Annotated in this window: 7 protein-coding genes and 1 pseudogene; 7 read left to right on the top strand and 1 reads right to left on the bottom strand. The window is 61.0% G+C overall.

Annotation, left to right across the window (positions count from 1 at the left end; translation table 11 throughout):
• Positions 1-580: 580 nt before the first annotated feature.
• Both K3F48_RS22545 and K3F48_RS22550 read left to right on the top strand, forming a co-directional pair.
• Positions 581-1,180 carry an imm11 family protein gene (locus tag K3F48_RS22545; protein WP_255609644.1) on the top strand — a complete coding sequence of 200 codons (600 nt, stop codon included), beginning with the start codon at positions 581-583 and terminating at the stop codon, positions 1,178-1,180.
• A 2-nt stretch (positions 1,181-1,182) separates the two neighbouring features.
• On the top strand, positions 1,183-2,472 hold the full coding sequence (locus K3F48_RS22550) for an AHH domain-containing protein (protein ID WP_370631477.1): 1,290 nt from the start codon (positions 1,183-1,185) through the stop codon (positions 2,470-2,472).
• On the opposite strand, the pseudogene K3F48_RS22555 reads toward K3F48_RS22550, so the two are convergent.
• Positions 2,457-3,400: pseudogene (locus K3F48_RS22555) on the bottom strand (IS630 family transposase). The gene K3F48_RS22550 and the pseudogene K3F48_RS22555 overlap by 16 nt on opposite strands.
• 104 nt (positions 3,401-3,504) lie before the next feature.
• Here K3F48_RS22555 and K3F48_RS22560 point away from each other — a divergent pair.
• The 5 genes from K3F48_RS22560 (at position 3,505) to K3F48_RS22580 (ending at position 13,137) form a co-directional block, all read left to right on the top strand.
• Positions 3,505-4,878, top strand: a complete 1,374-nt coding sequence (locus tag K3F48_RS22560; RefSeq protein ID WP_222577693.1) for a hypothetical protein — start codon at positions 3,505-3,507, stop codon at positions 4,876-4,878.
• A 337-nt stretch (positions 4,879-5,215) separates the two neighbouring features.
• Positions 5,216-6,046: a hypothetical protein gene (locus K3F48_RS22565; RefSeq protein WP_222577694.1), complete on the top strand. Its 831-nt coding sequence runs from the start codon at positions 5,216-5,218 to the stop codon at positions 6,044-6,046.
• A gap of 271 nt (positions 6,047-6,317) precedes the next feature.
• Entirely contained in the window at positions 6,318-11,897 is a 5,580-nt protein-coding gene (locus K3F48_RS24750; protein ID WP_222577695.1) for a carbohydrate-binding domain-containing protein, read from the top strand.
• A gap of 565 nt (positions 11,898-12,462) precedes the next feature.
• Positions 12,463-12,717: a type II toxin-antitoxin system Phd/YefM family antitoxin gene (locus K3F48_RS22575; RefSeq protein ID WP_222577696.1), complete on the top strand. Its 255-nt coding sequence runs from the start codon at positions 12,463-12,465 to the stop codon at positions 12,715-12,717.
• Between the two features lie 3 nt (positions 12,718-12,720).
• Complete coding sequence (locus K3F48_RS22580; RefSeq protein ID WP_222577697.1) at positions 12,721-13,137, top strand: type II toxin-antitoxin system VapC family toxin; 417 nt, start codon at positions 12,721-12,723, stop codon at positions 13,135-13,137.
• Positions 13,138-13,492 lie beyond the last annotated feature (355 nt).

Genomic DNA, 13,492 nt, shown 5'->3' on the forward strand with positions numbered 1-13,492 from the left:
CTCTTCCATCATTTCCTCGAGCTGACGATAACTCATCGGATACGCCACATACCAGCGGACGCCCCACAGGATCACATCGCGTTCAAATGGCGGCCCTTGAAATCGATCATCACGCTATTCCACCTGCCCCAGCCCGGCGATCATAGCCCCAACCCGCCCGCGAGAAAAATTCGCGACAGAGCCCAACCGCCCTCGTCGATGCGGCGACCGGCAAGAGCTATTCACCGCGCCCCCTCGGGCATGCAGCTCGACGACTGGACGAGACGTCCTGTTCGACATGCTCGGCAATCATGGGCGCTTCCTCTCGGCAGACCGCCTGGATCGCGGACGGCGACGGCGTTCTTTCGCTCGACCGCAATGGCAATGGTATCATTGACGACATCACTTCGCTTGCAGCTTGACCGTTGGCTTCGACATAATGTAATCAGAATTCATATTTGCCTGGGTGAAGCTCGACCACATCCGAGGTCGTGGTCGTCGAGCGGGAGATTTGCAAATGAGTTGTGCTGCGCCTATCCAATTGCCCATCGCCGCGCGCGATAGAATCTCTCGGGCAGACGCCGAGGTGATGGAGGCCCAGATGGCGGACCAGACCCAGATCAGGAAATATTATACTTTTGCGACGGATTTCGCCCTCAAGGATACGCCTTTCCGTGAGTGGGTGAACGAACAGGAACAGATGATCGAGTTTTTTCCTGACTCGAGCAAGCCTTTTCGTGGAATCAATTTCTCCAAGCCGCCTCGAATCAAGTTCGATCGCAAAGGACGCCGCGGCCCTGTAAGGGATGCCTATCCGGTGACGCTGGGGATATGGCTCGTATCGGATCGGCTAAAAGTTCTCTTCGAACGGATCGATGCGGAAGCTTTTGTCTTTCAGCGCGCAGAGGTGGACTACAGCAATTTTCCTGAACCCGGCCCGGATTTCTGGTTCTGCTATTTCATGCGCGAGCTCGATTGTATCGACGAAGAAGCTTCCAGACTGAGGTATTATGACAATGTTCCCGGCGTGAAAGCCTACGAAGATCTGACAGACGTCAAGATGCTTCCTGCTGTTGTGGGGAGCGCTCATGCTTTCCGGCTCAAATATGCAACCTCAAAGTTGATTGTGGACGATGTGATTGTCGATGCTGTGAATGCAGAAAATATTCAGGGATTCAAATTCACCCCGATTCAGAAATAGCGATATCTGCTCTTGACAAAAATTTACGGAATAAAGTTATGGCGAACAATTCTGTTATCCAACAGCATCATGCGCTTCAGCAGGCGGTCGGCAAGGACAATGCTGTCCTGAACAAATTGATCGCAAATAATAACGTGAAAATCAACGCACCCGAAAATATGTTGGCATTATCCAACGATGCGGGACTCGCGACCGCGACGCCTCGTCACGCCAGCAATCACGCCGCGATCGACGAGGTCCAGAACGCGATTTCGGACAAATTTGGAGATCGTCCGACGCAGTTCGGAATTTCCAATCTCGATCTAATGAAAGCCAACTCCACGAGCTTGACCGCAGCGCAGCGCGCCGTGCGCGAGCAGGTGTTTCGTGAGGCGACCGCCCTCGCGGAAAATCTCCGCGACTACACAGCCAAGGCGATCCTGGACCACGATCTGCCGCTCGTCGGGGTCACGGCCGCGGACGCCGCGCGTGTGTTCGGCACGGCGGCCGACGGCTCCGCCGAATTCGCGACGGGCAGCGCGAGCAACTCGCTCGCGGCTTTCCGGGCCGACACACAGGCGATCAAGGCGGCGGGAGGGGACGTGAGCTGGCGCGCGTTCAACACGGCCGCAAAGGTCGAGAAGCTCCTCGACTATGCGAAGACGAACAACCTCAAGCTTTTCGGAACGAAATCGACGCTGGCCGGCTTGGAGAGCTATCTGACGGCGAGAGGGTTGACGCCGGCGGCGACCGTGATCGCCGTCGGCGACGAGGTCGTCGCCGGGGTCGACAGAGCCGCGGCCGTCGCGGCCGGCGGACGCGCGCTCGGCGTCGCCAGCGCCATTCTACTCTCCGGCGCCGACGCCGTGAGCGAATATGCGAGCGCTCGGGCGAATGGCGAATCGGTTCTTTCAGCCGACGGCAGGGCTGCGGTCAAAGTTCTCGAGGGGGCCGCGATCGGAGCGCTCTTCCTCGTTCCGGGCGTCGCCGAGGCCGCCTTGATCGGCGGCTCGGTCCTCGCGGGAGCCATTGTCGTCAAATCTGTCGTGTCGAGCGCATGGGATTACCTCGGCAGCCCGCTCGAACGACTCGGGGGCCGGCTGAGCGAAGGCGATCTCGCCGATGCGAAAGCGGCGGCGATCGATGTCGGCGCCGCGATCGACAAATGGGCGCAGGACGTGGTCGCGCCCTATGTGAAGAACCTCGCCGACAATGTCTCGGCCTTCGCGAGCGATCCGGCCGGCCACCTCGAGAGCCTGGCCCGGCAGATCTGGGGCGCCACTAGAACGTTATCCGATCAATCTGCATCGTAGCCGGATGCGGCGAAGTAATTCGTGCATTCGCTCGGCGTGACGCATCGCAGTGCTTGGGCGACTGCGGCGTCGAGCGCATCGACCGTCCGCGCCGCGATGCGTTCCAGAACCGACTTGATCTTCGAGAAGGATTTCTCGATCGGATTGAAGTCCGGCGAATAGGGCGGAAGATAAAGCACCTTCGCGCCTTTCGCTTCGATCGCCTCCCCACGCCGCCGACCTTGTGGGTGCTCACATTGTCCAGCACGACGATCTCTCCCGCGCAGAGCGTCGGCGCCAGAACCTGCTCGACATAGGCCAGGAAGGAGCGGCCATCGAGCGCACCGTCGATCGTCATCGGCGCGTCGATCCGGTCGACGCGCAACGCCGCGATCAGCGTCGTCGTCTTCCAATGTCCGAACGGGACCGAAGCCCGACAACGCTCCCCGCACGGCCCGCGGCCGAAGCGCCGCGCCATGTTCGTCGAGACGCTGGTTTCATCGATAAAAACGAGCTTTTCCGGGTCGAGATCGAGCTCGCCCTCGAACCATTCTTCTCGCGCCGCGGCGACATCGTCCCGCTCCTGCTCCGCAGCGTGGCCCGTCTTCTTCTTGCGCGTGATCCCATGGCGCGCGAGAAACCGCCACATGGTCCCATAGCCGACCGCGAAATCGTGACGCTCCTTGAGCGCATCGCGCAGCTCGATGATCGTCATGTTCGGCATTTCTTTTATCTGCGCGAGAATGAAATCGGCGTGCGCCTCGATGCGCTGCGAGCGGCGATCGCCGCCCATCTTACCCGGCGCGACTTCGCCGGTGATCTCGACGCGCTTCGCCCAACGCACCGCGGTCGCCGGTCCGATGTCGAACCTCGCCGCCGCCTGTCGGCATGACATCCCGCCCCGGATCGCCTTCATCACCTTCTCGCGAAGATCCATCGACAGCGCCATGATCCCCTCCCAGCCGCTCACGCCAATCAACCCCGATCGGCGCTCCGCTTCAGATATGGGAATCCGAGCCGCTTTATTGAATCGCCATGCTCGATTGAATCGCCATGCTCGGACGATGCTCTAAGGGTGGGCTGCAGAATTTGCTCTCGGGCGGCAGCCAGCTCGTGCAGGAGAACGCCACGGCGATCATGGTGGCGATCGGCGATGGCGTGTCGAATTTCGCTCATGCCGAAGCGCTATTGGCGACGCAGACTCTCGGAGGGAGCGCGGCGAGCATCAATGCGAATTTCGCTTCCTTCAAAAACAAGATCGATTACTCGGGTCCCGGCGCGTTTACGATTTCGGCCGGCAACGTCAGCTTCACGGTTCGCGCCGACAAATCCTCGACGCTCGTGGTGAAGGGAACCACGACCCAGTTCACCGCCGATCAGTCCGCCTATCTGACTATCGACGCGAACAGCGCGACGGTTCACGCGAGCCTCGCGCCGTCGAGCATCGGCCTCTCGCGCTCGCTCGTCGTCGATGCGGCGACGGGCGTGATCAAGGTACTCGTCGGCGGCGGCGCCGTTCTGACGGCGCCGGCCGGCAGCCAAATCTCCGCCTCCGGCCAATCGCTCGTCGTCCAGAGCACGCAAGGCGATTGGAGCAGGACCTACACGCTGACCGGCGCGGATGTCGCCGCCCGCTTCACCCGGACCGATGCGAGCATGAGCTTCGATGTCGCGTTCGACCCGAGCACGGGCGCGCCGCAGGTCACCGCGGCGAGACTGCTCGGAAAGACATTCTCCGGCGGCGACTTCTCCGCCTGGCTCGGCGGCGCGCAGAGCAGCTTCAATCAGCAGCAGAGGTCCTCGGCCGCCTCCGCCGCCTCTGCCGCCTTGTCGACTGACCGCGCGAACATCGCCAATGGCGTCACCGCCGGGCTGACCGGCGAGCCGGCCACTCTGACGGCGCTCTCGCAGCTCTTCCACGACAATGGTCTCTCGGCCGGATATCTCTCGGCGCGTCTCTTCAATGGCAATGTTTCGGATCATTGGATCACGGCCGTGATCGGCCCGCCTCCGGGAGCCGTCACCTCCTCTGTCAATCTCGCGCTCGTCTCCGCCTACAGCCCGGAAATGGCGCAGGCGCAGGCGCGTCTGCTGACGCTGACGCTCTACACGCCGAATTCGATAATAACCGCCATAGTGGAAGGTTATGGAGAAGGGCCGAATTTCCAACCGTGGTGGGCATTTCCGCTCGTCCTCGATCTCGACGGGTCGGGGATAGAGCTCGTCTCGCAGACTGCGTCGCATGCGCATTTCGACGCGCGCGCCGACGGCTCGCGTCCGCAGATCGGCTGGGTGGGGCCGACCAACGGCATTCTCGTGCTCGACAAGAACCATAATGGCGTCGTCGACAGCGCGGCGGAATGGTTCGGCGAGCGCTTCAGCAAGGACGGGCGCGCCACACGAATGGCATGCCAAGTGTGCTTTTGAGTTGTTGAAGAAGCGACCATCTTATAGGGTTGCGCGGAATTTTTCTAGGAATCTTTTTTCGGGTTGGGTCGTTCTCGATCATCCTATAGAATAGGAACTTGGGAGAAACGCGAACGGGTTCGTAACCTCGGTCTGTCCGATCTTTGCGGGACGTCACGGCAATCGGAGATATCAAGCTTCGGCGCGCAGATCTGGTTGGACTTGGGAGTGACATGATGAATAGATAGCCTTGGCCTATGATTTTAGAAACATGGCAAGATGGGGTAATATCGAATACTCTAAGCGGTTCCTCGTGACACCCGTCTGTTCACGTCGAGCATCGTCGAAGGATAGCATCATGAACTGGAGAGACCTGCCCGATAGGCCGAAATACGACTTTGTGGATTTCATGATGCGCGTCTGCGACATCGAGGAATCTGTGCTTGAACGCTTGACAGCGATTCCGACGTTTCTCGCTGCAATCGCTGGTTATACGTATCATACGGGCCCTATTCGATTGGGCTATGCCGGCTTTTTTTGCTGGGCGCAGGCTAAGTTCGTCATGCCACCGTTGACAGAAGAAAAGCTGCTCGACTATGTGCGGGTCGTTTCTTATCGTCGGAAGCTCGCCGAAGAGGATTCTAGGTTTATTGCCATTGATTATCTGTCTGCCAAATCCGATTTCCCGGAGCTTTTTAAGATCGAAACGCTTCCCTTAGTAGGACCAGAGCGCGCCAACCATAGCCAGCATATGCTGAGAGAAATGGGGGCTTTCGCGCTCGGACATGCTTTTCGTGAGCAAGGTTATGCAAGTATCAGATCGGCCGACGAATCGGATTATCTCGATTATTGGATGGCTAGGTCCGAGGATGAAATCGCGGACTTTCTTTCCAATCCTCGGGTCCTTGCCGGTTTGGACGCTATGGGACTGGATCGCCTGAGTTTTCATGGATTTATTGAAAGAGTCTATGGCAATGACTATTGTGACAATGTTCTGCGTGCGAAAAACTATGTTCTATTCTCAGATTTGCGTGCGGATCTGAACGCATTCGTCGTCGGCCGACTTGCGGTTCAAGTGCGATCAGGCTTGCGTACACTGCCACCTGACCTTCAAATCCGCTATCCGGAAATTTACGAGGGCTACTACAAGCCAGAGCTTTTTGGAGCACGGCAGTCCCGCCCTTCGTAGTCTCTGCTTTGGCGTTCGTTGCAGCCATCGTCTTTGAAACTTAAGAGATCAGATCATGTCTTCATATCTTTTCGCTGATACCGGAACGATCATCGGCCTCGCGAGAGCTGGGCTTTTGGATCAACTTTTGCCGCAGAACAATGGTGGCCGGCAGCTTGTCGTGACCCAAGAAGTCTATCTCGAAATCCAGAAGGCTGGAAACAGTGGAAGCCGAAGCGCCCCGATCGCGATCCAATGGATCACAAGCCAAGGCAACAATAGCCTGACGTTATTGGATGACACCGTCGTCACGAACCCAACGGGCGATCACGCCGGCGAACGCTCGATAGCCACTTATTTGCGCAATGCGCAGCCGCTCACCGCCAATAGCGGATTTGCCGTCCCCGTGGGCAGCAATTCGTTGGTCGTCGCCGAAGACCCGAGCGGCATGAAGGATTTCATCGTGCCGGCGCTCAATCCAGTGTCTCCCGCGCCGGAGACGACGACCGGCTATCTGTCCCACCGGGTGCTTTCCGGCGATCTGGCCTATTCCGCCGCCGTGTCGGGGTGGAATAGAACTGTCACAGGTCCCTATCTGACCTTGAATGCGCCGACGGCGACCGATCCTCAGGGCGTGAATATCTTCGGGACGACGGCGATCGGCAATTCCGGAGCAAATCGTCAAATCGGCCGTGCCGATTACGCGGTGAAAGACGCGACAGGAAGGACTTTAGGGTCTTTTCTTTTTCGTGGAAATGCCACGAGCAATGTCAGTTACGTCGTCGACCCGGCAAATCCAAATCCCGAGGCTGTCGGGATCACCATAGCGCCGGGTACAGCCTTTGGAGTTTGCACGGTTTCCGGACCACTGAAGGGAACGATCTGGCTGCAGAGCACGGGAAGCCAAAGCACACAAGCGAACTTCAACGTCGGCGGCGTCGTTTTTCCGCCCGGCACCACCGTCTTTGTGCCGCCGACGGGCGGATTCGAAGCGGTCCCGACCGCAAGCCTCGGAGGCTGGGAGCCTCGGGACCTCTGCAATAGCAGCAGCGATCTCTTCAACCTGTTACGCGTGCCCGGACGTCAGGGCTCCTTGTCGGTCGATCAGAACGGTTTTGCCTTTGCCGATGGCAACGGAAACAAATTCAATGTTTCGTTCGGTGGCACATTCTCGTTTGCTGCCTCGAGCGAAACTATATTGACGACGCCTTTGCGTAATGTCGTGACCGCAGGGCGGCAGGCGGATGGCGACATCGAACTCGGCCTCGCGCCGAGCATCGGCCTCTCGCGCTCGATCGTCGTCGATGCGGCGACGGGCGTGGTCAAGGTGCTCGTCGGCGGCGGCGCCGTTCTGACGGCGCCGGCCGGCAGCCAAATCTCCGCCTCGGGCCAATCGCTCGTCGTCCAGAGCACGCAAGGCGATTGGAACAAGACCTATACGCTGACCGGCGCGGATGTCGCCGCCCGCTTCGCGCGGACCGATGCGAGCATGAGCTTCGATTTCGCTTTCGACTCGACCACGGGTGCGCCGCAGGTCACCGCGGCGAGGCTGCTCGGCAGAACCTTCTCCGGCGGCGATTTCTCCGCCTGGCTCGGCGGCGCGCAGAGCAGCTTCAATCAGCAGCAGAGGTCCTCGGCCGCCTCCGCCGCCTCTGCCGCCTTGTCGACTGACCGCGCGAACATCGCCAATGGCGTCACCGCCGGGCTGACCGGCGAGCCGGCCACCCTGACGGCGCTCTCGCAGCTCTTCCACGACAATGGTCTCTCGACCGGATATCTCTCGGCGCGTCTCTTCAATGGCAATGTTTCGGATCATTGGATCACGGCCGTGATCGGACCGCCTCCGGGAGCCGTCACCTCCTCTGTCAATCTCGCGCTCGTCTCCGCCTACAGCCCGGAAATGGCGCAGGCGCAGGCGCGTCTGCTGACGCTGACGCTCTACACGCCGAATTCGATAATAACCGCCATAGTGGAAGGTTATGGAGAAGGGCCGAATTTCCAACCGTGGTGGGCATTTCCGCTCGTCCTCGATCTCGACGGGTCGGGGATAGAGCTCGTCTCGCAGACTGCGTCGCATGCGCATTTCGACGCGCGCGCCGACGGCTCGCGTCCGCAGATCGGCTGGGTGGGTCCGACCAACGGCATTCTCGTGCTCGACAAGAACCATAATGGCGTCGTCGACAGCGCGGCGGAATGGTTCGGCGAGCGCTTCAGCAAGGACGGCGCGACGCCGCCGGCCGACCAGAAGGGTTTCGCCGCGCTGGCGACGCTGGCCAGGGCCGGCGCGACGAGATTTTCGCGCGCAACCGCCCTCGTCGATGCTGCGACGGGCAAGAGCTATTTCGACGAAACGCAGGTGTGGGTCGATGGCGACCAGGACGGCGTCACCGACGCCGGCGAGTTGCACTCGCTGGCCGAGCTCGGAATCCTCTCTATCGACCTCACTGCGCAGACGGTCGACCGCGTGGTGAACGGAAATCTGGTCGTCTCGAATGGCGGCTATACTCTCGCCGATGGAACACGGCGCGCGATCGACGACATTGGACTGGCGATACAAGCGACGGCCGCATCCGAAGCCGACGTGTTGCACGCCGCGGCAGTCACATTCGCCGAGATCGTCGCGCGCGGGCTTCCCGCCTCCTCAGCGGGAAAGGCGCGGGCGATCGCCGCCGCGATGGCGGGACTGCCGCACGGCGACCTGTATCACGAATATGCAGGCGTCGCCGGCATGTACGATTGGATGAAGGTGGCGCGGTATTACAGGCCTCCACTGTCGCCGCCCGAGCAAATGCCTTCGGACAAGATCAATGTCTTCGGGTGGCCGGGCGACACAACATGGAAGTCTCCCGAGGCGCTCGACGCGCCGCAGGATGTTTTCGCGGCATTGACCTTGATCGATGCCGCGAGGGATGCGGTGCAGTCGGGCGCGAATGGCCTCGTCACTGCGGCCGACGCCATGTCCGCCGCGCAGCTTTCGGCCCTGACGGCCGATTTCGATCCTTCCGCGCAGCATGTCGCCGACGCGAAGAACAAAGCACGCCAGGCGGCGGCGGCCTTCGGGAACTCCGTCGCTTCTGTTCTCGACGCCGAGACGGCGGTTACCGAAGCAGGCGATGCGATCGCGGACACTGTTGCGCTCTTTGCGCAACTGACGCCCGTGAATTACCAGCTCCAAGGGCATCTCCCTAATGGCGCACGTTTCGCCTCGTTTGCCGACGCCGCCCTCGCCAGCGGCGGGTTCTACGCGCTAGAGGATGGGCTGAAGCGATTTGCCTTCTTGAAGGACGCGCTCGAGCGCATGCTCTCGGCTCTAGGAGAAGCCGGCAATTATGCCAAAGTCTTTATCGGCGGCGGCAGCGTCACGACGACAGCGAGCGGCGACCGCACCCTGGCGATCGTCGCCGGGGGCGAGGAGGCATTCGTCGCGGGAGCAGGACACGATGATTTCGTGCTGACGTCGTCCTCGGGTCCAGTTTCGATTCGTAATTTCACCGCCGGCTCCAGCGGCGACTCTCTGGAGTTCGTCAATGTCGGCAATAGCGTGACGATCGGCGATGACGGCCACGGAAATGCGACGATCCGATATGACGCCGATCAGTCCGTCGTCCTGATCGGCGTCGCGCCGACTCGATTGGATCTCCGCGTGAATATCCTCGGCGTGGAGACAGTCTCCTTCGCTACCGCGCAAAGCGGAGGAACGCGCAGTCTCGGGGAGACGCCGGTTTTCTTCGATGGCCAGATCCATGTCACGAACATTCTGGCGTCCGATCGGGGAGACAAGCTGATCGGCGACGGCGGCGCCAATCTGCTGAAGGGCGGCGCCGGCGTCGACCTGCTGCGCGGCGGCGGCGGCGCCGATACGCTGGACGGCGGCGCGGGCGAGGACACGGCGGATTACAGCGACAAGGCGGCAATGGTGGCCGTGACATTGAACGGCGCGACCAGTGCGAGCGTGAAAATCGGGGGCGTCGCCGAGGACACGATCCGCAACATCGAGAACATTTACGGAGGCTCTGGAGCCGACACGCTGATCGGCGACGGATCGTCGAACCTTCTTCGAGGCGGCGCCGGCGCCGATGTGTTGGACGGCCGCGCTGGCGTCGACACGGCCGACTATCGGGACAAGAAAGCCTCTGTGGCGGTGACATTGAACGGCGCGACCAGTGCGAGCGTGAAAATCGGGGGCGTCGCCGAGGACACGATCCGCAACATCGAGAACATTTACGGAGGCTCCGGAGCCGACACGCTGATCGGCGACGGTTTATCGAACCTTCTTCGAGGCGGCGCCGGAGCCGATATTTTGGACGGCGGCGCAGGCGTCGACGCGGCCGACTACAGCGACAAGACGTCGTCGGTGGCGGTGACGCTGAACGGCGCGACCAATGCGAGCGTGAAAATCGGGGGCGTCGCCGAGGACACGATCCGCAACATCGAGAACATTTACGGAGGCTCCGGAGCCGACACGCTGATCGGCGACAGCTCGGCCAATCTGCTCTCCGGCGGCGAAGGAGACGACATACTGACCGGAGCCGGCGGCGCGGATCAGCTCACCGGCGGCTTCGGCTCGGACACGTTCGTGTTTGCGCCTGCGTTCGGGCAGGACATCATTACCGACTTCTCCGCGGACGACCGCCTACGTATCGACGTCGCCATGTTCGCAAATTGGGCGACGCTATGGAGCCATGCGCAGCAGGTCGGGACCAGCACCATGATCACGACGAGCGCCGGCGATACGATCACGCTGCAAAATGTGAACATGTCCGACCTCGATCAGAACATGTTCCAATTCACGTCTCAGAAAGCCGGCGCCGGTCCACAATATTTCGTCGGCAGCGGCGCCGACTATCTGATGCTGGAGATTTCGGAAGATGCTTGGCAGGGTGACGCGCAATACACAGTCAGCGTCGACGGCCGCCAGTTCGGCGGCGTTTTCACGGTATCGTCCTCTCACGCGGCTGGACAGTTCGACACGATAACGCTTCGGGGAAACTGGTCTCCCGGCTCCCACGCGGTGAGCGTGAACTTCCTCAATGACGGCTACGGCGGCTCGCCGACTATGGACCGCAATCTTTATGTCGATGGCGCAATCTATGATGGAGCCGCTGTTCCGGGTTCGCAGCTCACCTTTTTTACAGCGGGGGCGGCCGGCTTTTCCGTCCGCGACACGACCGCTACGATCGGCAGCGGCCCCGACAGCTTGATGCTGAAAATTTCGGAGGACGCTTACCTGGGCGATGCGCGATACACAGTCAGTGTCGACGGCAATCAGATCGGCGGCGTTCTCACGGCGTCGTCCTCTCATGCGGCTGGGCAGTTCGACACGATAACGCTTCGGGGAAACTGGTCTCCCGGCTCCCACGCGGTGAGCGTGAACTTCCTCAATGACGGCTACGGCGGCTCGCCGACTATGGACCGCAATCTTTATGTCGATGGCGCAATCTATGATGGAGCTGCTGTTCCGGGTTCGCAGCTCACCTTTTTTACAGCGGGGGCGGCCGGCTTTTCCGTCCGCGACACGACCGCTACGATCGGCAGTGGCCCCGACAGCTTGATGCTGAAAATTTCGGAGGACGCTTACCTGGGCGATGCGCGATACACAGTCAGTGTCGACGGCGATCAGATCGGCGGCGTTCTCACGGCGTCGTCCTCTCATGCGGCTGGGCAGTTCGACACGATAACGCTTCGGGGAAACTGGTCTCCCGGCTCCCACGCGGTGAGCGTGAACTTCCTCAATGACGACGGCTACGGCGGCTCGCCGACTATGGATCGCAATCTTTATGTCGATGGCGCAATCTACGGTGGCGCGGCTGTTCCGGGCTCGCAGCTCACCCTTTTCATGGCGGGGCCGGCTGGTTTCGCATTCAATGCGTGAAGTCGACGACTGCTGGAGCTGGACCCGCACTCGGGAGATATCCTAGCCCGCATTTCTTACCCCCGCGTCGCCGCTCGGCAAGGCTGCGCGCGGATTGGCCGGATGCGATGACCGCGGAGCGTCGGCGCGCGTCATCGCTCCGGCTGGACGGGCCGGCGCGTTGATCGGAAGCTCTCGCGTTTTGGTGTGGGTCCCCGGTGGGCCGAGGGGTTCGGCGTGGCTTCAGCTCAGCGCCGCGCAGGCTGCGGCGAATTCGTGCACGTAAGGAAAGGCCGACATCGAGAACAAGACGCGCCGCACGCAGATCTTCACCTGTGAATCGGCTCGACGCCTTGACCCCTAATCAGCAAGGGGTCACAAAACCAAGCCGTTGATTATTCAAGTATATTCTTATGGCCTCCACGCCGATTGGGGGTCAACGCGCCGCGCCGAATGACAACGAGCCGAATGACAACGAAATGTCCTCGCGGACCTCAACGAAGCCATCTGGGGCGCTCGTTTTGCGGGTTGAAATGTCTTCGACAACGCATCACACTAGTCCGCTGACCAGTCTTGGAGAGCCGCCATGAAATCCTGGCCCGTGCAGGAAGCCAAAGCCCGTTTTTCCGAGCTCTTGAACGCCTGCGAGCGGGAAGGGCCGCAAGTCGTCACACGGCGCGGCGAGGAAACCGCCGTGCTCCTTCCGGTCGAGGAATGGCGCCGGCTGACGGCCTCCCGGCCCAGTCTCAAAACTCTCCTGCTCGCGCCGCAAACCCGTTGCGACGACCTGCCGCTCCCGAAACGGGGCGGAGGAAAACATCGGGCTTCGCCGGACTTCTGATCGATGTATCTTCTCGACACCAATGTCGTCTCGGAGCTGCGGCGAGCCAAGCCCCACGGCGCGGTCCTCGCTTGGCTCGAGTCCGTCCCCGATTCCAGCTTGCGCCTCTCCGCTCTCACGCTCGGCGAAATCCAGGCGGGCGTCGAGAAGCTGCGCTCGCGCAATCGGGAAAAAGCCGAGGAAATCGAAAATTGGGCGGATCAGATCGAGCAGACTTTCGCGGTCGTCCCGGTCGACGCCAAGATATTCCGCCTTCACGCCCGCTGGATGCACGCCCGGCCGGATCACTGCTATGAAGGCGCGTTGATCGCCGCCACGGCAAAAATTCACGACCTAACCGTCGTCACCCGAAACGCCAAGGATTTCGCTCGCTACGACATTGCCTTGCTCGATCCATTCACCTTCTCAGGCAAAAAATGACTCCCTCGTCCGACCTCGTCACTGGCGGCTCTGCGCCGTCCTGCGCAAGGACGGCATCACCTATCAGCAATATGTCACCGAGCTGACCTATCTGCTGTTCCTGAAGATGCTGGCCGAGCGTAAGCTCGGGCAAGGCAAAGTCCCCGCCAGCGCGCGCTGGCGCGATATCGTCGCGGAGGAGGGCGTCACGCGGCTCGCGCTCTATCGCCGCATTTTGGCCGAATCTCGGCGATCCGCAAAAAGAAGCGCGACTGCACCGTGCAGGCGATCTTCGCTAAAGAGCCGGCCTCGAAAATTTGGACAGTAGCTTAGGTGGATTTTCTGCCTGACAGCGGCGAGGCTTCTCGCTGCGAAT

This window comes from Methylosinus sp. Sm6 (assembly GCF_019802345.1).
Taxonomy (GTDB): domain Bacteria; phylum Pseudomonadota; class Alphaproteobacteria; order Rhizobiales; family Beijerinckiaceae; genus Methylosinus.